Origin of the sequence: Paraburkholderia sp. J76, from assembly GCF_905220295.1 — a bacterium.
Lineage (GTDB): Bacteria > Pseudomonadota > Gammaproteobacteria > Burkholderiales > Burkholderiaceae > Paraburkholderia.
On record NZ_CAJMZJ010000001.1, the window covers coordinates 266,319 to 290,830 of the forward strand.

Annotated in this window: 23 protein-coding genes and 1 pseudogene; 16 read left to right on the forward strand and 8 right to left on the reverse strand. The window is 65.2% G+C overall.

What is annotated here, in order from left to right:
* Positions 1–38: 38 nt before the first annotated feature.
* Together U5768_RS01230 and U5768_RS01235 are read right to left on the reverse strand one after the other, a co-directional pair.
* A complete protein-coding gene (locus tag U5768_RS01230; protein WP_322028558.1) occupies positions 39–287 on the reverse strand; it encodes a DUF4148 domain-containing protein in 249 nt (82 codons plus the stop codon).
* Positions 288–425: 138 nt separating this feature from the next.
* The gene (locus U5768_RS01235; protein WP_322028559.1) at positions 426–638 is read right to left on the reverse strand and encodes a hypothetical protein; all 213 of its coding nucleotides are present in this window, start codon (positions 636–638) and stop codon (positions 426–428) included.
* A gap of 59 nt (positions 639–697) precedes the next feature.
* Here U5768_RS01235 and U5768_RS01240 point away from each other — a divergent pair, with 59 nt between their 5' ends.
* The 3 genes from U5768_RS01240 to U5768_RS01250 all read left to right on the forward strand — a co-directional run bounded on the left by U5768_RS01240 (position 698) and on the right by U5768_RS01250 (position 2,769).
* Positions 698–1,741, forward strand: coding sequence for an alpha/beta hydrolase (locus U5768_RS01240; RefSeq protein WP_322028560.1), 1,044 nt, complete (start codon positions 698–700; stop codon positions 1,739–1,741).
* 11 nt (positions 1,742–1,752) lie between these two features.
* Positions 1,753–2,286: a cytochrome P460 family protein gene (locus U5768_RS01245; protein ID WP_322028561.1), complete on the forward strand. Its 534-nt coding sequence runs from the start codon at positions 1,753–1,755 to the stop codon at positions 2,284–2,286.
* A gap of 75 nt (positions 2,287–2,361) precedes the next feature.
* Positions 2,362–2,769: a GFA family protein gene (locus U5768_RS01250; RefSeq protein ID WP_322028562.1), complete on the forward strand. Its 408-nt coding sequence runs from the start codon at positions 2,362–2,364 to the stop codon at positions 2,767–2,769.
* Between the two features lie 5 nt (positions 2,770–2,774).
* Here the strand turns inward: U5768_RS01250 and U5768_RS01255 are convergent, their stop codons facing one another.
* The 3 genes from U5768_RS01255 to U5768_RS01265 all read right to left on the reverse strand — a co-directional run bounded on the left by U5768_RS01255 (position 2,775) and on the right by U5768_RS01265 (position 4,422).
* Positions 2,775–3,185, reverse strand: coding sequence for a GFA family protein (locus U5768_RS01255; protein WP_322028563.1), 411 nt, complete (start codon positions 3,183–3,185; stop codon positions 2,775–2,777).
* An 87-nt stretch (positions 3,186–3,272) separates the two neighbouring features.
* Positions 3,273–3,836 (reverse strand): thioredoxin family protein, encoded by a 564-nt coding sequence (locus U5768_RS01260; protein WP_322028564.1) that lies wholly within the window; start codon positions 3,834–3,836, stop codon positions 3,273–3,275.
* Positions 3,837–3,996: 160 nt separating this feature from the next.
* The gene (locus U5768_RS01265) at positions 3,997–4,422 is read right to left on the reverse strand and encodes a hypothetical protein (protein WP_322028565.1); all 426 of its coding nucleotides are present in this window, start codon (positions 4,420–4,422) and stop codon (positions 3,997–3,999) included.
* A 298-nt stretch (positions 4,423–4,720) separates the two neighbouring features.
* Between U5768_RS01265 and U5768_RS01270 the strand changes: the two genes are divergently transcribed.
* The 5 genes from U5768_RS01270 to U5768_RS01290 all read left to right on the forward strand — a co-directional run bounded on the left by U5768_RS01270 (position 4,721) and on the right by U5768_RS01290 (position 10,695).
* On the forward strand, positions 4,721–6,559 hold the full coding sequence (locus U5768_RS01270) for a cytochrome c biogenesis protein DipZ (RefSeq protein ID WP_322028566.1): 1,839 nt from the start codon (positions 4,721–4,723) through the stop codon (positions 6,557–6,559).
* A 197-nt stretch (positions 6,560–6,756) separates the two neighbouring features.
* Entirely contained in the window at positions 6,757–7,122 is a 366-nt protein-coding gene (locus U5768_RS01275) for a DUF4148 domain-containing protein (protein WP_322028567.1), read from the forward strand.
* Positions 7,123–7,180: 58 nt separating this feature from the next.
* Positions 7,181–7,969: an alpha/beta hydrolase gene (locus U5768_RS01280; RefSeq protein WP_322028568.1), complete on the forward strand. Its 789-nt coding sequence runs from the start codon at positions 7,181–7,183 to the stop codon at positions 7,967–7,969.
* 94 nt (positions 7,970–8,063) lie between these two features.
* The gene (locus tag U5768_RS01285; RefSeq protein ID WP_322028569.1) at positions 8,064–9,254 is read left to right on the forward strand and encodes an MFS transporter; all 1,191 of its coding nucleotides are present in this window, start codon (positions 8,064–8,066) and stop codon (positions 9,252–9,254) included.
* Between the two features lie 40 nt (positions 9,255–9,294).
* Positions 9,295–10,695, forward strand: a complete 1,401-nt coding sequence (locus U5768_RS01290; RefSeq protein ID WP_322028570.1) for an amidase family protein — start codon at positions 9,295–9,297, stop codon at positions 10,693–10,695.
* Between the two features lie 57 nt (positions 10,696–10,752).
* On the opposite strand, the gene U5768_RS01295 is transcribed toward U5768_RS01290, so the two are convergent.
* On the reverse strand, positions 10,753–11,199 hold the full coding sequence (locus U5768_RS01295; RefSeq protein ID WP_322028571.1) for a helix-turn-helix domain-containing protein: 447 nt from the start codon (positions 11,197–11,199) through the stop codon (positions 10,753–10,755).
* Between the two features lie 186 nt (positions 11,200–11,385).
* On the opposite strand from U5768_RS01295, the gene U5768_RS01300 reads away from it, so the two are divergent.
* Together U5768_RS01300 and U5768_RS01305 are read left to right on the forward strand one after the other, a co-directional pair.
* The gene (locus U5768_RS01300) at positions 11,386–12,570 is read left to right on the forward strand and encodes an MFS transporter (RefSeq protein WP_322028986.1); all 1,185 of its coding nucleotides are present in this window, start codon (positions 11,386–11,388) and stop codon (positions 12,568–12,570) included.
* A gap of 159 nt (positions 12,571–12,729) precedes the next feature.
* The gene (locus U5768_RS01305) at positions 12,730–14,361 is read left to right on the forward strand and encodes an FAD-dependent monooxygenase (RefSeq protein WP_322028572.1); all 1,632 of its coding nucleotides are present in this window, start codon (positions 12,730–12,732) and stop codon (positions 14,359–14,361) included.
* 42 nt (positions 14,362–14,403) lie between these two features.
* Here the strand turns inward: U5768_RS01305 and U5768_RS01310 are convergent, their stop codons facing one another.
* Positions 14,404–15,435, reverse strand: a complete 1,032-nt coding sequence (locus U5768_RS01310; protein WP_322028573.1) for an amidohydrolase family protein — start codon at positions 15,433–15,435, stop codon at positions 14,404–14,406.
* 407 nt (positions 15,436–15,842) lie between these two features.
* Here U5768_RS01310 and U5768_RS01315 point away from each other — a divergent pair.
* The 4 genes and pseudogenes from U5768_RS01315 to U5768_RS01330 all read left to right on the forward strand — a co-directional run bounded on the left by U5768_RS01315 (position 15,843) and on the right by U5768_RS01330 (position 20,566).
* Positions 15,843–16,847, forward strand: a pseudogene (locus tag U5768_RS01315) (amidohydrolase family protein).
* 65 nt (positions 16,848–16,912) lie between these two features.
* The gene (locus tag U5768_RS01320; RefSeq protein WP_322028574.1) at positions 16,913–18,373 is read left to right on the forward strand and encodes an aldehyde dehydrogenase family protein; all 1,461 of its coding nucleotides are present in this window, start codon (positions 16,913–16,915) and stop codon (positions 18,371–18,373) included.
* A gap of 152 nt (positions 18,374–18,525) precedes the next feature.
* The gene (locus tag U5768_RS01325; RefSeq protein WP_322028575.1) at positions 18,526–19,434 is read left to right on the forward strand and encodes an alpha/beta hydrolase; all 909 of its coding nucleotides are present in this window, start codon (positions 18,526–18,528) and stop codon (positions 19,432–19,434) included.
* Complete coding sequence (locus U5768_RS01330) at positions 19,391–20,566, forward strand: porin (RefSeq protein WP_322028576.1); 1,176 nt, start codon at positions 19,391–19,393, stop codon at positions 20,564–20,566. Before U5768_RS01325 ends, U5768_RS01330 begins: the two co-directional genes overlap by 44 nt.
* Here U5768_RS01330 and U5768_RS01335 read toward each other — a convergent pair.
* Positions 20,563–21,471: a LysR substrate-binding domain-containing protein gene (locus U5768_RS01335; RefSeq protein ID WP_322028577.1), complete on the reverse strand. Its 909-nt coding sequence runs from the start codon at positions 21,469–21,471 to the stop codon at positions 20,563–20,565. The two genes, U5768_RS01330 and U5768_RS01335, sit on opposite strands and share 4 nt — an antisense overlap.
* Before the next feature lie 288 nt (positions 21,472–21,759).
* Between U5768_RS01335 and U5768_RS01340 the strand changes: the two genes are divergently transcribed.
* Both U5768_RS01340 and U5768_RS01345 read left to right on the forward strand, forming a co-directional pair.
* Positions 21,760–22,911 (forward strand): iron-containing alcohol dehydrogenase, encoded by a 1,152-nt coding sequence (locus U5768_RS01340; RefSeq protein ID WP_322028578.1) that lies wholly within the window; start codon positions 21,760–21,762, stop codon positions 22,909–22,911.
* Between the two features lie 39 nt (positions 22,912–22,950).
* A complete protein-coding gene (locus tag U5768_RS01345) occupies positions 22,951–24,294 on the forward strand; it encodes an MFS transporter (RefSeq protein WP_322028579.1) in 1,344 nt (447 codons plus the stop codon).
* Positions 24,295–24,512 lie beyond the last annotated feature (218 nt).

Here is a 24,512-nt window from a genome sequence, read left to right on the forward strand (position 1 = left end):
TGTTTATCTCCTGAAGTTTGTGTGGCAAAGGCGACGACTTAACTGCCGCGATACAACTGCTGGATGGCCGCGAGCTGGCCGTCGTGCTGCGCCTGAACCAGTTCCTGGCGAACCTGCGCACGCGTGACCTTGACGTTCGCGGCGTTGCTGGCGGGCGTCCACGCCTGGCCTGACTGCTGCGCCGGTTGCGCCGCGCCCGCCTGCACGGGCATGGCTGCGAACGCCGGAGCGGCTGCGAGGACGGCGGCGCTGGCGGCAAAAGCGAGGGCGAGCTTCGATACGTTCATGACTAATCTCCTGGGATGGGGTTGGCAATCCGTCCGGGCATCAGCAAGTTCCGGCGTTGATGCATTACAACCGCCGGACGTATCTGCCGTGTTTCATGAACGCCGTGTTTTGCAAGGGCGTGTGTCTGCGCCATGCGCTTATACATTGCGATACAAACGCGCCGCGATCGGTCCTGCCGCCCCGCGTTTTTTGATTCGTTTTGTGTACACGCCCGAATCAGACACATTGGGATACATGGCGCTTTTCCCGCTCGGATATAAATTCACCGAGGCGTTTTGCCTGCCGCCGCGAGCGCGATCGACCGATTCGAGCGATTCGAGCGATTCGAGGATCTGCTGCCGCTGGCTCATCAACGAGGCCAAGCCGTTCGGGCGCGGCCTGCATGCATACACATCAAGGAGAAGTGGTCATGTCAGATCCCGTCAACGTCCGGCGCCGTCGCCTGCTCGGCACGTCGCTCGCCGGCCTCACGCTCGCGGACTTCGCATTCGGCGGCCTTGCGCACGCACAGTCGGATGGCGGCGCGCAAGGCAACGCGCGCACGGGTAACGGCGTATCGTTCGGCCCGATCAAGCAGATCAACGCGGGCCTGCTCAATGTCGGCTATGCCGAAGCGGGGCCGAAGAACGGCCCGGTGGTGATCCTGCTGCACGGCTGGCCGTACGACATCCACAGCTATGTCGAGGTCGCGCCGATGCTGGCCGCGCAGGGCTATCGCGTGATCGTGCCGCATCTGCGCGGCTACGGCAGCACGCGCATTCTTTCGGACGACACGCCGCGCAACGGCCAGCAGGCCGTCACCGCCGTCGATCTCGTCGCGTTCATGGACGCCCTGAAGATCGATCAGGCCATTCTGGGCGGCTACGACTGGGGCGCGCGCACGGCGAACATCGTCGCGGCGCTATGGCCGGAGCGCGTGAAGGGAATGGTGTCCGTGAGCGGCTATCTGATCGGCAGCCAGGAGGCGAACCGCAAGCCGCTGCCGCCGCAAGCCGAACTGCAGTGGTGGTATCAGTTCTACTTCGCGACCGAGCGCGGCGCGCAGGGTTATGCCGCGAATCGCGACGCGTTCAACAAGCTGATCTGGCAACTCGCTTCGCCGAAGTGGAATTTCGACGATGCGACCTACGAGCGCAGCGCGGCGTCGTTCCAGAATCCGGACCACGTGGCCATCGTGATCTCCAACTACCGCTGGCGCCTCGGGCTCGCGCAGGGCGAGGCGAAGTACGACAGCCTCGAACAGCGCCTCGCCGCCGCGCCGCCCATCACCGTGCCGACCATCACGCTCGAAGGCGACGCCAACGGCGCGCCGCATCCCGCGCCGGCCGCTTACGCGAAGAAGTTCACGGGCAAATACCTGCACCGCGACATCGACGGCGGCATTGGCCACAATCTCCCGCAGGAAGCGCCCAAGGAGTTCGCGCAGGCCATCCTGCAAGTGACGCACCTTTGAGGGAGACGGCGATGCAAGCACGTTTTTTCAGGCGTCGCGCGCTCCTCGCGGGTGCGCTGCTCGCAATTCTCGCGCAGGGGTCGGCCGCATGGGCCCAGCAGGGCGCGCAGCCGCAAGCGCCGGGGCAGGCCGCTTCGCCGATCTACGGCGTGACGATTCCGCCCGGCTACCGCAAGTGGGAAATGATCGCGCCCGCCGAGGAGGCCGCGCCGCTCGACGAACTGCGCGTGGTGCTCGGCAATGCGGTTGCGATCAAGGCCATCGAGAATTCGACGCTGCCGTATCCCGACGGCACGATCCTCGTGAAGCTTGCGTACAAACGTAAGCAGTCCGATGATTTCGCGCCGGCCACCGTGCCGGGCCAGCCCACGACCGTGCAGGTCATGGTGAAGGACTCGCGCCGCTATGCGTCGACGGGCGGCTGGGGGTACGGGCGTTTCATCAATGGCGTGCCGGCCGACCTGGCGCAGCATCAGACCTGTTTCGCGTGCCACGCTTCGAAGGTGAAGGACCGCGATTACGTGTTTACGCGATTCGCGCCTTGATGGAACGCGAGGGCTCTCGCCTGACGACCGGTGACATAATTGCGCAATTGTCGCCAAACGGACCGGGAGAGCCCCATGCAACGGACATACCGTGGAAGTTGCCATTGCCAGTCGGTGAAATTCGAAGCCCTGATCGATTTCAGCAAGGGCACGGGTAAATGCAATTGCAGCTTCTGCGGAAAACTGCGGCTGTGGCTCGTCCCGGTTCGCCCGGAAGCATTCGTTTTACTGGCGGGCGAAACCGAACTTACGCATTACGAAGGAAAAAACCCGGTTGCCCATCATCCGTTTTGCGGGCGCTGCGGCGTGCATGTGTTCGATCGTGTCGATATGCCGAATTCAACGGGCTACCCGTATGTCAACGTGAATGTCATGTGCATCGACGACTTCGATTTGAACGAAGCCTTGAATGCCCCGATTTCCTATGCCAATGGGCTCGCGAACGACTGGGGCAACGCGCCCGCGCAAACGCGGCATCTTTGAGTGCGTCAGGGCGCTCGTCCCGAATATTGCTCGACGCCGGGTTCGCGGGCATCCAACCGATGCCGCTCACAGGTGAACTGAACGAATTGCGCCCGGAACCGTGAAGGTTCATCGAGCGTGCCCGCGTAGAGCGTCACGATATCCGGGGCATGCTGCGGCGTGCCAAAGAGCAGACTGCCGCAACGCGCACAGGAATTTCGCGTGGTCGGCATGCCGCTGCCGCCCGTGATCGTGTAAGACCGGATTTCGCCTTCGAACGAAAATCCGGCGGCGCTCACGACAACGACCGGCAAGCCGGCCGATCCCGAAGCGCGCTGGCAATCGCGGCAGTGACAAATGAGCTGCGCCAGCGCGGCCCCGCGAGCGTGGTATTGCACCGCGCCGCAGAGGCAGCGGCCTTTCCAGCAGTCCGACATCGCTCTCCTCCCTTATTGCGCTTGCGCGGAATATCGCATGGTACGCTGGCCGCCGCCCCGCAAGCCGGAGGCGGCGGCGCGGGGCGATCATCCTTGCTTGCCCTGAATGCCCAGCAGGTCGCGAATCTTTTGTTCGGTCTGCGCGTAATCCCCTTCGCCGAAGTGCGTATAAACGAGCTTGCCGTTCTGGTCGATGAGATACACCGCCGGCCAGTACTGATTGCCGTAAGCATTCCACGTCGCGTAACCGTTGTCCTGCGCGACGGGGTATGTAATGCCGTACTGTTTGATCGCCTTCTTCAGGTTGCCGGTGTCGCGTTCGAACGAATACTCGGGCGTGTGCACGCCGACTACCACGAGACCCTTGTCGCGATAGCGTGCGTCAAGCTCCTTGATGTGCGGGATCGTGTGCGCGCAGTTGATGCAGTCGAAGGTCCAGAAGTCGACGAGCACGACCTTGCCGTGCAACTGCTTGAGGTCGAGCGGCGCGCTGTTGAGCCAGTTGTTGATGCCCGTGAAGTTGGGCGCCTGCGCGCCGGTTTGCAGCGCGGCCGAGCCGCCGCCCGGCTCTTCGCTGGAGGCATACGCGGCGAGCCCCGCGGTGGCGGCGAGGCCGATGGCAATGGCGGCAATCTTGAGACGAGAGATCATGAGGGTTCTCCTTGTGTGGACGACGAGCGTATTGGAACGCTCCCACGTATCTGGCTCGTGTCGCGACGCAGGCACTGTTGAAACGTAGTGTGTCGCTGACGGGGCGCGATACCTGGAGATACAAATCCCGGGTGGGGCGCGAGAATCGCCTTCGCGCGGGCTACTGTTTAAGCGACACAGACTCGCATAGCACCGCCATTTCCGCGCCGCACGATGGTTCAAGCAAGAAAAGTGTCAGGCGCCCGGCATTGAAGTCTGCGGCATACGCATCGCTGCTTTCTTCGCTGATTGCGGTAGCCTTCGAATCATCGCGACTGTTGATCCACTGGATCCATGTTCGCGCCTCAGCCGATGTAAACATGTATCCCGGCGATATCAGCAATCTCGACGCCACATTTTGAGCGGCGAAATCAATCAGGCGTTGCGCGATAACGCCCGAAAATTTCAATACCTCATTTTCACCGCCAACCCGGCGGAAGCGCAGAGTGAGTGAGCGCGCTTCTGGATCGTGTTCAACGCTGCACAACTCGGCATCGTGAAAGCTTGGGAGGTCCGAAACATTTCGGGTATCAATGTAGGTGTCCATAGGGAAAGCATATCAGGCTGATAGTCGAACACCTGCGCATCACGAGCGACGTCGGCGCGAGCGTGCTAACCCCAGACGTTTCGCTGTCACGATCAGCACTGTTTGAATCAAGGCCATCGGAACTGGCCGCGTTGCTCACGCTCCCCGCAACCCTCCTTGTTGTATCCCCCTGTATCAAACCCCCTTCGCGATACACGACGATGCACGCCCCCCGCATTCCAGACATTCCCCGGATACATGCTCGCGCTGAAATACGGCTCATGGCGTGTACGCCCAAATTAGTCTGGAGACCGAACTCATGTTACTCCTCGTCATCGCATTCGCAGGCGGTGCGTTCACCGTCCTGAGCCCCTGCATCCTGCCCGTTGTGCCGTTCGTGTTCGCGCGTTCGGGCGAGCCCTTCCTGACCGGCCGCCTGCCCATGCTGCTCGGCCTCGCGCTCACGTTCGCGCTGCTCACGGGTCTCGGCGCAGCGGGGCTGAACGGCGCGGCGCAGTTGAGCGAATACGGCCGCTGGATCGCGCTCGCGCTCTTCGCGCTGTTCGGCGCGGCGCTGCTTTTTCCCGCGCTCGCCGCGCGCCTTTCCGGCCCGCTCACGGCGCTCGCGGACCGCTTCATGGCGCGCTCGCAGGACGGTGGCGCGTCGCGCCGCATCGGCTCCGCGGTGCTGCTCGGCGCAGCGACGGGCCTGCTCTGGGCCCCGTGCGCCGGGCCCATCCTCGGTCTCATCATCACCGGTGCGGCGCGGCACGGCGTGACCTGGCAGACCTGGGCCGCGCTCGCGGCCTATGCCGTGGGCGCCGCCAGTTCGCTCGCGGTCGTCGCGGGTCTGGGTCATCGCGCGATGGCGGCGCTCAAGCGCTCGCTCGGCGTGGGCGAGCACGTGCGGCGCGCAATGGGCGCGCTCGTGCTCCTCACGGTCGGCGCGATCGCGCTGGGTCTGGATACGCGTTTGCTCGCGCTCGTGCCGGGCGCGCCGACCAATGGCGTGGAAGCGCGCCTCGTTGATCTGCTTGCGAGTCCCGCTGCGGCACGGCAAACGCCGCGCGCGCAACCCGCGCGTCATGAGGAGCGGGAAGCCCAGGCGCGTCCGGCGCAACAGGAAGTGCCAGCGGCCCGCATCGTGCGCGTGTCGTTGCCGTCCCCTGCGGCTGCCGCCGATATGCCGGTGGAAGGCCGCTTGCCGCCGCTCGACGGCGCGCTCACGTGGCTCAATTCCGCGCCGCTCACGCCCGAAGCGCTGCGCGGCAAGGTCGTGCTGGTCAACTTCTGGACCTACTCGTGCATCAACTGCCTGCGAACGCTGCCGTACCTCAAGACGTGGGCCGAGCGCTACCGCAACGACGGTCTCGTCGTGATCGGCGTCCATACGCCGGAGTTCGGCTTCGAGCATGACGCGGGCAACGTCAAGCGGGCGTTGGCCAACCTGAACATTCGCTATCCCGTTGCCGTGGATAGCGACTACCGCATCTGGAATGCCTTCGGCAATCAGTACTGGCCGGCGTTCTATCTCGTCGATGCGCAGGGCCGCGTCCGTTATCACCACTTCGGCGAAGGGGACTACGCGCAGGCGGAGCAGGCTATCCGGCAACTGCTGGCCGACAACGGCCGCGCCACGTCCACGGCCACGGCCGCGCAGCCGGCGCCGCAAGCAAGCGGCGCGCTGGCGGCGGCGGACCCGCGCGACATCGGCTCCGGCGAAACGTACGTGGGATATCGCGAAGCGCAGGGCAATGCGAACGCGGATCGCGTGCAGGGCGACACGCCCGCGGCCTACGCGTTGCCTGCGCAGCTCGGGCTGAACCAGTGGGCGTTCGGCGGCCAGTGGAACGTGGGCGCCGAGTCCGCCGTGGCGGCCTCGCGCGAGGCGAGCATCGCCTATCGCTTCCATGCGCGCGACCTGCATCTGGTGCTCGCGCCCGCCGCCGACGGCCAGCCCATGCGCTTTCGCATCAGCATCGACGGCGCGCCCCCGGGCGCGGCGCATGGCGCCGATGTCGCGGCGGACGGCGCCGGCATCGCCGCCAGCGCGCGCCTGTATCAGCTCGTGCGCCAGTCCGGCCGCATCGAGGATCACACCTTCGAGATCCGCTTTCTCGACCCGGGCGCGCGCGTCTACAGCTTCACGTTCGGCTGATGCGCGACGCATGCCGGGCCCCGAGGCGGCCTTTTTGTAGCGCAATGTATCTGCGAGCAATTCGGACACGTTGATACGCAAACCGTATGGAAACACGGCAGATACATCGGGGCGTTCAAATACACCTACGCCAGCTCGATACATCATTCGCGCTGAACCGACCCGGAAAGCTGTCTACCTCATCTTTGGAGAACGTCATGAAAGCCCTCAAGCTCCTCGCCGTTGCTGCCCTCGCTGCCGCCCCGGCGCTTTCGTTCGCTCAGTCGAACGAGCCCGTCACGCGTGCCCAGGTGCGCGCCGAACTCGTGCAGTTGCAGAACGCCGGCTACAACCCCGCTGCCGACGAAACCCAATACCCGCGCAACATCCAGGCCGCGCTGGCTCGCGTGGAAGCCTCGCAGGTCGCCCAGCAAGCCGGCGCAGCGTCGTACGGCGGCATGACGGCGGGGTCATCCGATGCGGGCGCATCGCATAACGCCACGACGGCCGCAGGCCACCCCCACGCCGCGCGCGCCCCGCAGGACGATATCCCCGGCCTCGGCCCCATCTACGCGCATTCGTAATCCGCCTTACCCGACTTCCGATCCACCCAACGACCCGATAAGAGAAGAGAGATAAACGATGGCTTCGATCAAGCAGATTTTCACCTCCGTAGCGCTCCTCGGCGGCCTTTTCGCGCTGCAACCGGCGCACGCCGCGCCGCCGCAGGACCTGAAAGGCACCAATGTCGTGCTCGTGCACGGCGCCTTCGCCGACGGTTCGAGCTGGAGCCGCGTGATTCCGCTGCTCGAAGCGCGCGGCCTGCACGTGGTCGCCGTGCAGAACCCCCTTAGCTCGCTCGCCGACGACGCGGCCGCGACGAAGCGCGTGATCGAGCAGCAGAAGGGCCCGGTGGTGCTGGTCGGCCATTCGTGGGCGGGCGTCGTGATCAGCGAAGCCGGCAACGACGAGAAGGTGAAGTCGCTTGTGTACGTGGCGGCGTTCGCGCCCGACAGCGGCCAGTCGATCGCCGACGTCACGCAGGGCCAGCCGCCCGCGCCGTGGGCGAGCGAGTTGCAGAAGGATTCGGCGGGCTTCCTGACGCTTTCCGACAAGGCGATTCACCAGGACTTCGCCCCCGATCTGCCGCCCGTCGAGCAACGCATCGTGGCGGCCACGCAGGGCCCGTGGTTCAGCGGCTGCCTCTCGCAGAAGGTCACGCAGGCCGCATGGCACGACAAGCCCTCGTATTTCGTCGTGGCGACGCGCGACCGCATGATCGACCCCGCGCTGCAGGAATCGATGGCGAAGCATATCGGCGCGAAGGTGACGCGCGTGAACGGCAGCCACGTCTCGATGGTGAGCCAGCCGAAGGCGGTGGCGGACGCGATCATCGACGCGGCGCAGCACGTACAGCAGGACGCGAAGTAACTTGCCCCGCGAGCGGCCGAGGAGCACCTGAATGCAGCGCTGGGTACAGGGACTGTTAATCTGCACACTTCCGTCATCGTCCGGAAGTCCTGCCGTGCGCCCATTCAGTGCCCTCATCATGCTCGCCGGCGTTCTGCTCGCCTCGGCCGGTTATGGCGCGACGTTCCTGTTCTCCATGCACGTGCGCGCCATCGGCGGCAACGACATCAACACCGGCGTGGCGCTCGCGGGCGCAGCGCTCGGCACCTTCGTGGGCGTCTCGCTCACGGGCTGGGTTGCCCAGCATGTGGGCGCGGCGCGCATGGCCGCGCTCGCCGCGCTCTGCGTGGGCGCGGGCGTGGTGAGTTTCGCGCTCGTCGAGCACGTGAGCAGCGTCGACGTCGTGCCCGGCTTTCTCGTGGGCTTCGGCTGGGGCGCGTTCTGTCTCGCCGCGCCCATGGCGCTCGCCGAGCGCACGAACGACGCCGAGCGCGGCCGCTGGTTTCTGCGCTTCGCCACCATCCAGATGACGGGCATCGGCGGCAGCCCGGCGATTGCGGGGTTTGCGATCCGCTTCTGGCGCATGCCGCTTGGCGGCGTGCTCTACGCGATCGGCGGCCTGTGCGTGCTGGCGGCCGTTCTGCTCGAACTATTCGGCCGGCTGGCGCCGCACGTGCGCTCCGCTGGCCCGGCGCAGGAACCGGACTCGCCCGACCCGTGGCTCCTGAAAGCGGGTGCGATCGCCCGCACGCGCGCGGTGTATCCCATCGTCATCATCGCGCTCGGCGGCTGCGTGTTCTCGGGCCTCATGACGTTCCAGATGTCGCTCGTGCAAGGCACCGAGGCGAAGGCGACCACCTTCTTCAGCGTCTATACGGTGACGGTCATCGCCTCGCGCTGGCTGCTCTCGCGCGTGGTCATCAAGCTGCGCTCCGAAACCGCGACCAAAGTGCTGCTCACGATGATGGTGCTCGGCAGCGCCGCGATGTTCGTCGTGCCGTTTCACGTGCTGTTTCAATCGGCGGCCGCGGTGCTGCTGGGCACGGGGTATGGACTCGCGTACCCGATCGTCCAGCTCCAGGCCGTGAACGACTCCGTCGCCGCGCACCGCCGCGCCGCGCTCACGTGGTTCGTGGCGGCGTACTTCGTCGGCGCGTTCGGGTTTCCGACCGTCGGCGGCTGGGTGCTGGTCCACGGCGGCCGGGCCGCGCTGCTCGCGCTCATCGCCGCGTGCGGACTCGCGGCGCTCGCGCTGGCCGTACTGCGCGACAGGCAGCGCGTCGAGACCTTATCGGCCAGCGCCTGAACAACTACTCATTTTGATTTGCCAACGAACCGGAGGGACCGTGACTGAACTATGGCGTTTAACCGCAACTGAACTCGCCAGACGGATTCGCGCGCGCGAGGTGTCCGCACGCGAAGCTTCGCAGGACGCACTCGCGCGCCTCGAAGCCGTCAATCCGCTCATCAACGCGGTGATCGACTATCGGCCCGAATGGGTGCTGGAGCAGGCCGACAGGATCGACGCGGCGATTGCGCGCGGAGAAGACCCGGGGCCGCTCGCGGGCGTGCCCGTCACCACGAAGATCAACGTCGACCAGGCGGGCTTCGCCACGACCAACGGCGCGCGCGTGCAGAAAGATCTGATCGCGCAGGCGAACAGCCCGGCCGTCGACAACCTCGTGCGCGCCGGTGCCGTGCTGCTCGGTCGCACCAATTCGCCGACCTTCGCGCTGCGCTGGTTCACGAGCAACCAGGTTCATGGCCACACGAAGAACCCCCGCAATGCGTCGCTCACGCCGGGCGGGTCGAGCGGCGGCGCGGCGGCGGCGGTTACGGCCGGCATCGGCCAGATCGCGCTCGGCACCGACATCGGCGGCTCGGTGCGCTACCCCGCGTACGCGTGCGGCGTGCATGGCTTGCGGCCCACCTTCGGGCGCGTGCCGGCGTTCAACGCGTCGTCGCCCGAGCGGCCGATCGGCGCGCAGATGATGTCGGGCGCGGGCCCGATGGCGCGTACCGTCGAGGACTTGCGCGTGGCGCTCGCGGCGCTTGCGGCGCCCGACCTGCGCGACCCGTGGTGGGCGCCCGCGCCGCTCGTCGGGCCCGATGTGCCCCGGCGCGCGGCGCTCTGCCTGCGTCCTGGCGGCATGAGCATCGCAAGGGAGGTCGAAGACGCGCTGCTCGACGCCGCCCGGCGACTCGCGGACGCGGGCTGGACGGTCGAGCAGATCGACGACGTGCCGCTGCTGCACGACGCAAGCGAAGTGCAGGAGCGTCTGTGGCTCGGCGACGGTTTCCCCGCGCTCGCCGAGGCCGTGGCGCGCGACGGCGACCCGGGCGCGCAAGCGGTAGTGGACGGCGTTCGCGCCAAAGTCGCCGCGATGCCCGAGAACGTGGTGGTGCCGTCGCTCGTGCGCCGCACGACGCTCACGCGCGCATGGCGCTTGTTCCTTTCGGAATATCCGGTGCTGCTGCTGCCGGTTTCGGGCGAACTGCCGTTCCCCGATAACCTCGACATGGAGGGCGCGGCGGGCTTCCAGCGCGTGTGGGATGCCCAGTTGACCATGCGCGCATTGCCCGCGATGGGCTTGCCGGGACTCGTCGTTTCGACGGGCATGGTGAAGGACGTGCCGGTGGGCGTGCAGATCGTCGCCGGGCATTTCCGCGAGGACCTGTGCCTGCTGGCGGGCAAGGCGATCGAAGAGCGCGGCGCGCCGCCTTCGCCCATCGACCCGGCCGTGTAAGGCGGCCAGGCGCGGCCTCCCCGGCGGCCGCGCCGCCATTCGTTTCCCGCAACGGCGCTAGGCAGGTTTCTTGACCACGGTGTCGTGAGGCGTGAGCGCGTGCCCTTCGCGTGTCTGCGGAAACATGGGAAGGAGCGGCTTGCCCGTTGCCTTGTCGATCAACCACGAATGTCGCTCGCCGCGTTCGAACAGATGTCGCTCGCCCCATTGCTGAAGAGAGACGATCACGGGAAAGAGGCTTTCGCCCTTCCGGGTTAGTACGTACTCCTGATAGGTCGTGCCATCGGAGGCAGGCCGCGTTTCGAGAATGCCGGCCTCGACGAGATGGCTCAAGCGGCCGGACAGAATATTGCGCGCCACGCCCAGATTGCGCTGAATGTCGCCGAAGCGGTAAATGCCGTCGAAGACATCGCGCAGGATCATGAGCGACCACCGGTCGCCGATCACGTTCACCGAGCGCGCAACGGGGCAGGTCTCCTTCTTCGGAGATGTGCGGCTTGCCATGGCGATTTCCCCCTTTTATCGAGTACGCGCCGACGAAAACCATGCGTCTCACGTAGTTGCATTTTAAAACCAGTCGGCATACCATTCAACCGGTTTTGTTTTGAAACTGGATTGAAGATCATGGACGCTGATCCCGTTGCGCTGGCGACCCTGACTGGCGACGCTCAAGCCCGGCCGCGCGCGCCGATGCCGCGCGGCATCGTGCTGTTGTTCGCCGCCGCCAGCGGCTTGAGCGTCGCCAACGTCTACTATGCGCAACCTTTGCTGGACGCATTGGCGCGCGATTTCGGCATTACCCGCGCTGCCGTCGGCGGCGTGATCACGGCGACGCAGGCTGGCTGCGCGCTGGCGCTGCTGCTGCTCGTGCCGCTTGGCGACATGGTGGAACGCCGCCGCCTGATGGTCGCGCAATTACTGGCGCTCTTTGGCGCGCTGGCCGTGGTGAGTCTCGCCCGGTCCACTCCGGTGTTGCTGGCTGGCATGCTGGGTGTCGGCATGCTGGGCACGGCCATGACGCAGGGCTTGATCGCCTATGCGGCCGCAGCCGCCGCGCCCGGCGAGCGTGGGCGCGTGGTGGGCGCGGCGGGCGGCGGGGTATTCATCGGCCTGCTGCTGGCCCGCGTGTTCGCGGGCGCCGTGAGCGACGTGGCCGGATGGCGCGGCGTGTATGGCTGCGCGGCCGCAGTCATGCTCGCGCTTGCCGTGCCGTTGTGGCGCCGGCTGCCGGGTCTTGCTCGTGGCGTGCCCAACACGATGAACTATACGAAGCTGATCGTTTCGATGCTCGCGTTACTGCGCTCGAACCGCGTGCTGCAGATTCGCGGCGTGCTCGCGCTGCTGATGTTCGCGACCTTCAATATTTTCTGGAGCGCGCTGGTGCTGCCGTTGAGCGCGCCGCCCTACAATTTTTCTCACACGGCGATCGGGGCGTTCGGCATCGCCGGCGCGGCGGGCGCCCTCGCCGCCGCACGCGCCGGGCAATGGGCCGACCGGGGTTGGGGGCAGCGCACCAGTGCCGGCGCGCTGCTGCTCCTGGTGCTGGCGTGGTGGCCGCTCTCGATGATGCGTCACTCGCTGTGGTTACTGCTGGCTGGCATCGTATTGCTCGATCTGGGCGGCCAGGCGCTGCACGTGACCAATCAAAGCCTGATTTTCCGCGGCAACGCACAGTTGCATGGCCGGCTCGTGAGCCTTTATATGCTTTTCTATGCGGTGGGCAGCGGGCTCGGCGCGATCGGCGCCACGGCGACTTATGCCGCGGCGGGCTGGCACGGCGTGTGTGTACTGGGTGCGGCCGTGAGTTTGCTGGCGCTGGTGTTTTGGGCCGTCACGGTACGCCCATTTGCGCACGCCATGGCGGACATCGAATGACGTTGCGCGCGCTGATTCCCGTGCGTCCCCCTATGCATCCCACGCATACCGTCCCAAACCCCGGCATCTGGCCGCCCCTTGCGGCTTGCCGCACAGTGTGTTCCGCGCAGCAACGCGCAGGCGACTGTCGATAACGGAGACAACGAGATGATGGCGGGCATGCACACCAGGGTAGTGATTGTCGGCGCAGGCCCGACCGGCCTCGCATTGGCTATCGAACTGGGCAGCCGCGGGATTCCGTGCGTCGTGGTCGAGCGTAACGACAGGGTGGGCTACGCGCCGCGCGCCAAGACAACCAATGTCCGTACGCGCGAACACCTGCGCCGTTGGGGCATCGCGGACAAACTCGCCGCCGTTTCGCCGTTGGGACTGGATTACCCGTCGCATGTGCTTTTCGTCACGCGGCTGGCGGGACCCTTGCTAGCGAAATTCGAAAACGCGCTCGATTGCAGTCCCGGGCGCAACGCGCACTATTCGGAACATGGGCAGTGGATTCCCCAATATTTGCTGGAGGAAGTGCTGCGCTCGCATGCGCAATCCTTGCCCGATGTGACGGTGTGCTTCAGCAGCGAATTGTCGTCGTTCGCGCAGGACGCAACGGGCGTGCGCGCGCAGGTGCGCGACATCGTAACGGGAGAAACGCACTGCATATCGAGTGAGTTTCTCGTGGGCGCCGATGGCGCGCGCAGCTCCGTGCGCAACGCCATCGGCGCGAAGATGGAAGGACAGTACGGGTTATCGCGCAACTACAACGTCGTGTTCCGTGCGCCAGGCCTTGCCGCCGCGCACCGCCACGGCCCGGCGATCATGTACTGGCAGGTCAATGCCGACGTGCCCAGCCTGATCGGTCCGATGGACGATAACGACAGATGGTTCTTCATGCCCACTGCTGTGCCCGACGGCTTTCAGTTGAACAAGGAGGAAGCCGCCAGCCTGATCCGCCGCGCGACGGGCATCGATCTCGACTACGAGATCCTGAGCACCGATGAGTGGCTGGCAAGCCGCCTGATCGCCGACCGCTATCGCGACAGACGCGTGCTGCTCGCGGGCGACGCGTGTCACCTGCATCCGCCCATGGGCGGTTATGGCATGAACATGGGCATCGCGGATGGCGTCGATCTGGGCTGGAAACTCGCGGCCGTTCTGCAAGGCTGGGGCGGAGAAGGTTTGCTGGCGAGCTATGAAGCGGAGCGCCGCCCGGTGCACGACTTCGTGATGAACGAAGCCGTGGCCAATCATGCGACGTTGAGCGGGCATCTGTTGCGCGATGGCATCGAAGACGCATCCGCTGCGGGCGTTCAGGTCAGGCGCGAGGCGGGCGAGCAGATTCGGCACATGAAGGCGCGCGAATTCATGAACACGCGCGTCGTGCTGGGGTATCACTACGAAGGGTCGAGCCTCGTTGCGCCCGATGAAGTGGAGCAGGCGCGCGCCGCGCCGGGCGACGGCTACGCACCTTGTGCGCGGCCTGGACATCTCGCGCCGCACGTCTGGCTCGAAGATCGCGCTTCGCTTTACGATGGCTTCGGGCAGGGGTACACCTTGTTGATCACGGGACCCGCAAATGAAGGCGCCTTACTCGATGACGAACAGCGTACCGTCGAAGCAGCGCGCCGCGACGCGGAAATTGCCGGCGTTCCGGTCGTGACGCTCGCGCCGCGGCACGCGGATCTGCCCGATCTGTATCAGGCGCGTTACGCGTTGATTCGGCCCGACCAGCACGTCGCCTGGCGCGGCGACGCGTGGCCCGCGAACGGCGTGGCGCTATTGCGGCGCGTGTCGGGGCAGTGAGGGTTCGTTAGCACTCCTCTTTCACCACGCGCCGCGAGCTATTTACAGCCGCAGCAATTCTTCGGCGTTACGGTACGCGATCTTTTCCTTGTCTTCCTGGCTGATATTGAGTTGCTCAAGGAAAGCGCGCGCGCCCGTCATGGTCAGATAAGGATAGTCGATCGCATAGATCATGCGATCCGCGCCCACCACCTTATGAACGAACTCGAAGTGCGGAACATTCAGCATGCCGCTCGGCGTGACATAGACATGGTCTCGATAGGTCTGCGAAATAGTGCGTGAAAGTCCCGTGACCTCGGGCGGCAGCATGTCGTCCATCCGTTGCAGATAGAACGGCACCATCTCGCCCCAGTGCCCGCTGATCACGCGCAACTGCGGAAAGCGCTCGAAAACGCCTGCGAGCAGCATGCGTATCACTTGGATGCCCGCCTCGTGATGCCAACCCCATCCGAACAGCGAAAGACGCGCGCTCACCTCCTTCTCGAGCCCCCCGTAATAGGGCTCGCGCACCTGCGGCAGCGGAAATCCGGGGTGAACGTAAATCGGCACTTGCAGTTCGTTCAGCTTCGCAAGCACCGGTTCGTAGCGCGGGTCGTCGAGAAACGTTTCGCCGGGCCGCCCGACGATCAGCGTGCCGACGAACCCCAGTTCCTTGACCGATCGCTCCAGTTCCGCGGCGGCGGCTTCGGGATGCTGCCACGGCAGCGTCGCGAAGCCCGCCAGGCGCGAGGGGTTTGCCCGGCTGGCGGCGGCGAGACGGTCGTTCGCGTCGCGCGCAAGCTGCGCGGCCTGTTCCTTTGGCGCGAGTTGCAAAGGGCTGCTGTACGACACGACCTGCATGTCGATGCCGTGTTTATCCATCTCGGCGATTCGCCCGGCGCCCATGTCCCGCGCGAGACCCACGGCCGAAAGCGGGTCCTGCAGATGCGGAAGACGGTCGCCGAAACTATCGGGCCGGTCCTTCACCCGCGCGCCCCAGTCGGCCATATAGGGCGCCTCGGCGAGCGTCGCGGGCCGGGCGGCTTCGACCACAGGCAGATCGATCGTATGTTCTTCGATGCAGATAATTTTCATCGGCGGTTTCCTCGTGCGGGCGCCCTGATCGGCGCGGGTCAGCCCTCAGTCTCGCGCGGCTTGCCCGCGGCGCATAGATGCGAATCGTGCGCCTCCTATGCGGGTTCGACATAGCGGGTTCGACATAGGCGGCCGTTGCGTTTTCCGTCTGCCGCCTTCTCGCTTCATTCGGGTAATTCCTGGCATTGCACAGCCTCTGAAAGGTTGCAAAACCAACCATTATGAGATTTAATTTCGCTGCCTTTCGGTTGATTTTAGTTGCTTTTGCAATTGTATAAAGAGGGCTGGGAAAAATGCGGAACACCGAAGAACAGCGTCATGCGCAGCCGGGCGCGGTGGCGAGCCCCGCGCGCCGCAAGCTCGGCCTGATGATGGCGGGCGTGCTCGCGAGCCGGGCCATACCGGGCATGGCGCAGGCCGCGCCCGCAACGGGTCCCGCGCAGCGGATCGACGTGCATCATCACTTTCTCCCGCCGGTCTTCCGGCAAACCATGGGCGAGGCGGCCATCGGCGCACCCGCGCCGAATCGCGTGGCGCCGCAGTGGAAAGTGGCCGACTCGCTCGACGCCATGGACCGGCAAGGCATCGCGACGGCAATGGTGTCCGCGCCGCCGCTGTGGATGCCCGACATGACGAAGACGCGGCGTCTCACGCGCGCCTGCAATGAATTCGCGGCCCAGATGGTGGCCGATCACCCCACACGGTTCGGCGCGCTTGCCGCGTTGCCGTTGCCGGACGCAGCCGCGGCGCGCAAGGAAATCGATCACGCATTCGACGTGCTCGGCGCGGACGGGATCGGGCTCATGACGAACTACGACGACCGCTATCTCGGTCACGCGGACTTCGCGCCCGTATTCGACGAACTCAATCGCCGCAAGGCCGTGGTCTACGTGCATCCCACCTCGTGCGCCTGCAATCGCGGCCTGCTTCCGGACCAGCCCGACTCGCTGATCGAGTTCCCGCACGACACCACGCGCACGGTGGCGAGCCTGCTGTTCTCGGGTACGTTCAACCGCTGCCCCGACATTCGCTTCATCTTTTCCCATGCCGGCGGCACGGTGCCGTACCTCGCGACGCGCATGGCGCTGCTGGGTTCGCTCGACAAGCAACTGGCGCGGTAGGTGCCCGGCGGCGTGCTGCCGGTTCTGCGTCGCCAGTACTACGACACGGCGATTTCCGCCAACCCCATCTCGATGGCCGCGCTGCTCAAACTCGTCACGCCCGCCAACGTGCTGCTCGGCACGGACTTTCCGTTCGTCCCCGAACATGGCATGCAGGCGACGCTAGCCGGGCTGCGCGACGTGGGCCTGAGCGACGCCGAACTGCGCGCGGTCGAAGGCGGCAATGCGGCGCGCCTCTTCGCTCGCGTTGCCCGTGACGGCGCGCGTAACGACGCCGCGCAAGCCGGCTGATAGAGGCAGCCACAGCGCTGGCGAACCATTCGACCAATCGAACCGGATTCACAAGGAGACCTGCAATGCGAGCAGAACACGACGCACAACACTGGATCGGCGGCGCATGGCTTGCCGAGGGGCCGCGCCGGGAAAGCATCGATCCCGCGACAGGCGACGTCATCGGATATTTCCACGACGCTTCGGCCGAAACGATGCAGAAGGCGATCGACTGCGCTTGCGAGGCGTTCGCGCACAGCGGCTGGCGCAACGATGCGCACCGCCGGGCCGCGGCGCTGAGCCATCTGGCGGACGCGTTCGAGACGCGGCTCGATCAGGTCATCGAAACGTTGTGCGCCGAGAACGGCAAGATCCGGCCCGAAGCGACATTCGAGGCATCGCTCATTGCGCGTGCGCTGCGCTTTGCCGTCGGCCTTTCGATGCACGGTTTCGGCCGCGTGCTGGAGACGCGCCCGGGGCAGCAGTCGATGTCGATTCGCGAGCCAGTCGGCGTCGCTGGCCTCATCGTTCCGTGGAATTCGCCCGCCTACCTATGCATACGCGCGCTCGCGCCGGCGCTGGCCGCCGGATGTACGGCGGTCGTCAAGATGCCGCATCAGGCCGCGCAAACGGCGGCGCTGATCGCGCGCATCGTCGAAACCGTCAGCGAGATTCCCGCGGGCGTGGTCAACATCGTGATCGAATCGGGGGCGGGCGGCGCGCGGCTGCTGGTCGATTCGCCGCGCGTGCCGGCGATCAGCTTCACCGGCAGCACGGCGACCGGGCGCGCCATTGCGCGCGCCGCTGCCGGGCGCTTCAAGCGCGTGGGCCTGGAACTGGGCGGCAAGACCCCGCACCTCGTTTTCGACGACGCCGATCTGGCCGCCGCGCTGCCCGTGCTCGAAAAGTCCTGCACCGTGTTCGCGGGGCAGTTCTGCATGACGGGCAGCCGCGTGCTCGTGCACCGCGCGATTGCCGAAAAGGTCAAGGGCGCGCTCGCGGAGCGCCTGGGCGCGGTACGCGCCGGTCCCGCGCGCGATGCGTCGAGCCAGATGGGCCCGTTGATCGACAAGGCGGCCGTGCAGCGCGTGGATGCCGCGGTCGAAGCGGCGATTGCGGCCGGTGCTCGCGTCGTGGTGCGCGGCGGCCCGTCATCGGACCCGGCGCTCGCGGGCGGCGCGTTCTACCTGCCGACGCTGCTGGAAATCGACGATCCGTCGCTTCCCATTGCCCGCGAAGAAACGTTCGGGCCTGTGCAGACATTGCAGGTCTTCGACACGGAAGAGCAGGCCATCGACATGGCGAACGACAGCGAATACGGCCTGAGCGCCTGCGTGTGGAGTCGCGATGTCGATCGTCCTGTCCGCGTGGCCCGGCGCCTGCATGCGGGTCTTGTTTCGATCAACAGTTGGGCGAACCTCGCGGTCGAATTCGAGGAAGGCGGCTTCAAGGCCAGCGGATCGGGACGCCTGGGCGGTCTTGCCTCGGTTGAAGACTTCCTCGAATACAAGCAGATCACGCAGGACTTCGTGCCTCGCGCGCATTGAAGCGCGGCCGCGGCTGCTATGCAACCTTGATATAGCGACGCCTGTTTTGTCATGTGGCGTGGAGCCTGGGCGACTCCAATAATGGGCGAAGCCGTGGCCGGGAGGAGACAGCCACGGCTTCAAAAGCGCGCTAATAAAATGGAGACGTGAGCATGACCAGTAACGCAGGAGGGAGCCGTGAAGCGGCGCATGACGGCCCGTTCGTCGAACGGGCTGGCGACCTGACTGTCTCGGGACGCATGCGCGGCGTGGGCGCTTCGCCGCACGCCGTGGAGAGCCCGTTGATCGTCGCGCTTCATGGCGGAACGTATTCGTCGGCTTACTTCGATGTGCCAGGTTATTCGCTGATCGACCACGCGGGCGCGCTCGGCTTGCCGATCATCGCACTGGACCGCCCGGGCTACGGCGAAACGACACCGCTCACACCTGAAAACGCCACGGTCGCGGGCAATGCCGAGCGGCTCGACGCGATATTGGGCGAAGTCTGGAAACGCCACGGCGCGGGCCGCAGCGGCCTGTTCCTCGTGGGTCATTCGATCGGCGGCGCAATCGCGGTCTCGATTGCCGCGCGGCGGCCCGCGTGGCCGCTTGTCGGCATCGCGGTCTCCGGCGTGGGTCTGGTGACGCCGCCGGAAAGCCTCGATCACTGGTCGGCGTTGCCGCAGATTCCGATGATCGATCTGCCCGCGGAAGTGAAGGATCAGGTCATGTTCGGTCCCGAGTGGACGTTTGCCCCGGATATGCCCAGCCGCAGTCACGTAGCCGATGCGCCCGTGCCGCGCGCCGAACTGATCGACATCGTCACGACGTGGCATGGCTCCGCAAGAGACATCGCGAGCCGCGTTCAGGTGCCCGTGCATTACCGGCAGGGCGAGTTCGACCGCCTGTGGATCACGGACGCCGATCAGGTGGCCGGATTCGGCGCCGCGTTCTCTGCATCGCCGCATGTGGACGCCGCGCTCTATCGATGCGCCGGCCACTGCATCGACTTTCATCGTTTGGGACTTGCATTTCAGCTTGAACAACTCGCGTTTGCCCTGCGTTCAGCACGATTGCTGTAATTCGGGCGCTCACGAATTTCATATTAAAAATAGAATCTGGATTGGAGACGGTATGAAAAGAATCGCGTCCGCGATATCGCTTATGTGCATTTCCCTGAGTTCCCACGCGCAAGGCAGCGTCACGCTTTTTGGCATGGTCGACGAGGGGATCACCTATGTCACGAACGTGCACGGCGGGCATCAAGTGGCGGTGCAGGACTCAATACAGTTTCCCAGCGTATTTGGATTTCTGGGCAAGGAAGACCTGGGCGGAGGTACGTCCGCGATCTTTCAGATGATTTCGCAATTCAGCGTGAGCACGGGCGCGTTGATTGCCCCCAACACGCTGTTCAACCGGACGGCGCTGGTGGGGTTGAACAACGTCGACTATGGGAAGCTGACGTTCGGCAATCAATACAGCGTCATGATGGACAGCCTGGTTTTTGGCGGCTACGACGCGGCGTTTACGTACGGTGGCCTGTTCAACTTGCGGCAAGGTCCGTTCGCAAAGCTTGGTATTACTAATAATCCGACCGGATCGTTCGAATTCGATCAGCTTGGCGCGGGCGGCATTCCGAATTCCGTCAAATACGTTTCGCCCATTTTTCACGGCGTTTCCGCGGCGGCGCAGTACAGCTTCGGCGGCGTAGCGGGCGATTTCAGCGCCAACCGCGCAATGTCGTTCGCGCTCAATCTGCAGACGGGTGGATTCTCTGCGGCGCTGGCCTACCTCGATCGCCGCTATCCGTCCATGAACAACGGGCTCGACGGCATTCGCAACTATGGCGCGGGATTGAAGTACTTCTTCGCCGATACGACGGCCAGCGTACTGTTCACCGATACGCAAAACACCTTGACGGGTGCGAAGATCTGGGTCGTGCAGGCAGGCCTGCAGCGATGGTTCGGCACGGCGTGGCTGGCCGGCATCAACTACCAGTATATGAAAGGCAACGCCGAACTGAGTCACAACAAGGCGAACCAGGTGACCGCCGGCGTTCAGTACTGGTTGTCCAAACGGACCGATGTCTATGTCACCGCGGTGTTTCAACAGGCCGGTGGCGACGAGGGCGCCAATGCATGGATCAACGGGTTGTCGCAGTCGTCTTCCTCGCGGCAGACCGCGTTGCGCATCGGTCTCGCGACATCGTTCTAGGCCTCGGCCGCAACAATGCGGCTGGCGGTTCGCCGCAGCAAATCGCAAAGATACTCGCTGGCCGGCGTGGACGGCACGCTGCTGCGGCGGACCAGCGACATCGGCGCGCCCGCGAGTGTCTCTTCGATCGGAATGGCCACGGTCAGATCCTTCGTAAGGGGCGACGCCAGCCACATTTGCGGAACCATGACGAGCATGTCCGTCGAAAGTATCGCGGTAATCCAGCTAAGCGCCGATTCGGTTTGAAGCGCGAGCTTGGGCACCTTGAGGCCGCGGCCGGAAAAAACGCCGGAAAACTCCTTCTCGGCCTGCGAAGTCACGGAGGTCGTGATCCAGCTTGCTTCGGTCAGTTGCGCCAGCGAACGCGCGCGCGCCAGCGGGTGCCCTTTTCGCGCGAGTACGACGCGCTTCGTGGCGAAGAGCGTCTCGAGCTGCAAGCCCGGCGCGGTGCCGCTTTCGGGCGCGGGGCCCACATAGAAGTCGACCTGTCCGCTGCGAATGCGGGCGTCGATCACGGGAAACACGCCTTCGATCACACGCAACACGACGTTGGGATAGCGCTGCGTGAACGGCCCCAAAGCCTCTTGCAGAAGCGTCAAATGAGCCATTGAGGAAACGCACGCCACCACCGTGCCATGCACAGATCCCTGCAATTGCTGGATTTCGTCGCGAGCGCGGCGCAATTCGTTCATTGCCGTGCTCGCGCGGCGTACGAACAGATTTCCCATAGGCGTGAGCGCCGCGCCCGTGGCCTGGCGTTCGAGCAATGGCGCGCCCATTTCCTTTTCCAGTTCGCGCACGCTTCGGCTCAACGCAGGCTGCGATACGCCGAGATGTTTGGCGGCCGCGTTGATGCTGCCTTTCTCCGCGACGGCCAGCAAGTCGCGCAAATGATGCATTTTCATGGTCTCTCGCATGGCTCGCTATGAATGCCCTTGCCCGAAAAACCGGGCGCGCCCAGCCTACTGTCATTTCGCGGCGAATGAAATCATGAATGTCCCCATCCCTCATCCCTCATCCCTTCTCCCGCGCGTGCCGCAATGCGCCTATGTCGCCACGGCATAGGCACATCGTACCCGGCATCTAGGCTCGAATGACATCAGCGCACATAGTTTCCTGAATCCGGTGTGTGGATTCGCACTCCGATGAAAACCGGCCTGCATACGTGGCTCGACCTATCCGAGGAAACAACTTTGAATACGACCGTGCAGAATCCGGCCCGCGCCTGCGCACTCTTTCTGCCGCGCACGCTATCGGGCGCCGGTTCGATTGCATCGCTCGCGAGCGAATTGCATGACCTTGGCGTCACGCGGCCGCTGCTGGTGACCGATCGCGGCGTCGTGGCGGCGGGCCTCGCGGCGAAGACGGTTGCGGCGTGCGCAGAGGCCGCGTCGGTCGTGATGTTCGACAGCGTGACCGAAAACCCGCTCTTCGCCGACGTCGACAACGGCGCGGCGCTTTACGCTCGCGAACGATGCGATGGCGTCATCGCGTTAGGCGGCGGTTCGGTAATCGATACGGCGAAAGTCATTGCGCTGCTCGCCACGCATGGCGGCTCCGTTGCCGATTACATGGGCCCAGGCGGCGCGGCGCACGATGCGGGGGCGCCTTTGATCGCGATTCCCACCACGGCGGGCACGGGCAGCGAAGCGTCGCCATCGGCGGGCATTCATCCGGACGCGGTCACCGCATCGGTTGGCATTAGCTCGCGCTATCTCGTGCCTGGCGTTGCCATTCTCGACCCGAATCTCACGCGCAGTCTGCCGCCCCGGCTCACGGCCGCGACGGGTATCGACGCGCTTTCGCATTGCATCGAGGGCTATCTTTCGTCGCGCAGCATCCCGCTTGGCAAGGCAATCGCGCTGGATGGAATCGCGCACGTGGCTGCTTATTTGCGGCGCGCAGTGAGCGACGGCGACGACACCGCTGCGCGCGCGGGAATGTCGCTGGCCGCCTATGCGGGCGGGGTGGCCATCGGCATGGGGCTCGGGCCGGCGCACGCCGTCGCGCTCACATGCAGCGACCAGGGCTTCCATCACGGCGTATTGAGCGGCATTGGCCTTGTCACGACGCTGGAATTCACGGCCGAAGGCGCTCCTGAACAGGTTGCGCAAATCAGTTCCGCCTTCGGGCTGAGATCGTCGATGTCGCTCGCGCAGGGCGTCGCGGCGTTGATGCATGAGTTAGGTCTCCCTACGACTCTCGCCGAACTGGGCTACGCGCCCGGCGATCTGAAGGCGCTCGCTCGCGCCGCGCATGCAAGTCACTTCAACCAGTTCGCGCCGGTTCGCCCGGACGAACCGGAGTACCTGAGGCTGCTGCAAAAGTCCCTGAACGCGTCGTAGCCAGCGAAAGACACCATCCAACAATAAGCAGGAGACACCATGTTTGACGACTTGATCGACAACCGGGCCGTGAGTGGACGGCAAAAGCTCATCTTCGCGCTTTGTCTGATCGTCCTGATCATCGACGGGATGGACGTTCAGTTGCTTGCCTTCGCGAGCCCGGTGCTGCTGCGCGAATGGCACATCGTCAAGACGCAGCTTGCGCCGGCGCTGGCGGCCGCGCTGGTCGGCATGGCCGTGGGCGCCACGTTCGGCGGACTCACGGCCGACCGGCTCGGTTGCCGGCGCACGCTCATCGGCGCGGTCGTATCGTTTGGCTTGACGACACTGGCCTCCGCGCTGGTCACCGGCGTGACGCAGTTGATCGTGTTGCGCTTCCTGAGCGGAATTGGCTTTGGCATTGCCGTGCCGGTCGCCATGGCGCTAGTTTCCGAATGGAGTCCGCGCCGGTTGCGCGGGCAACTGGTGTTGCTCATGTCGATCGGCACCATGCTGGGCGGCACGCTCGGCGGCGTGCTCGCCGCGTGGCTGATCCCGGCGCTCGGCTGGCGCAGCCTTTTCTACGTGAGCGGCGGCGTGACGGTCGTCGCCGCGGTTCTCGGCGTCATTTACCTGCCCGAATCGCTGGCATTTCTGAAGCGCCAGGCGCGCGAGAGCGAAGCGCGCGCCTGGCTCGAACGGGTCATCGGGGGCGAGATCGGGCCGCTGCGCGCGTCCGCAGAGCGATCGACGCCCGACGCATCGGTTGCCGGAGCGGGCGCGCGTTTGCTCTCGCCCGCCAATCTGCGCGTGAACGTCGGGCTGTGGACGGCATTTTTTACGTTGTCCTATGCAGCGTACGCGTATGTAAGCTGGACGCCCACGATGCTGGTCGGCGCCGGTTTCAATCTGCGGAGCGCGATTGCAAGCACGTCGATCTACACGTTCGCGGCGGTGCTTGGCGTGCTCACGTCCGGCGTCATGCTGCCGCGCATGGGCTCGCGCAGCCTGCTTGTGATCGCGATCGTCGTAACAGGGGTCGCGACCGTCGCGTTTCCCTACCTGCTGGCCGGCGGCGTGACGATGCCCTTGCAGGTGAAGGCGGCCATGTTCTTCGCGGGACTCGGCGGAGGCATGTCGCAGTCGACCATCTATGCGCTCGCGGCAACCGCCTATCCGGCGACCTACCGCGCGACCGCGTTGGGGACGTGCGTCGGCATCAGCCGGGTAGGGGGAATTGTCAGCACGTCGAGCGGCGGCGTGTTGCTGGAGGCGAGCGGGGCGAACGGTGTCGTGTATTTCGGCGTGCTCGCCGTCATGCTGACGATCGGCTTGATCGGTCTCGTGGCGATGAACCGGCATACCGTGCGCACCGGCGCGGTTTCGAGGCGCGTGAGCGCCTGAACGGCACGAACTTCCGCACAGAGCCCGATCTGCTGCGCACTTATGCTGCGAAGCACGCTTTTCGACCCGTCAATTCGACACCATCTGCTCCATGGAACGAAATATCATCGAATTGCGGACGAAGCGGCGTTGCCCTGGTCGTATTCGTCGGGAGAAAGTGGGGATGGGACCGCATCGACGCGCTACACTCCTGGGCGTCAAGGCTGTGAGGCTGCGCG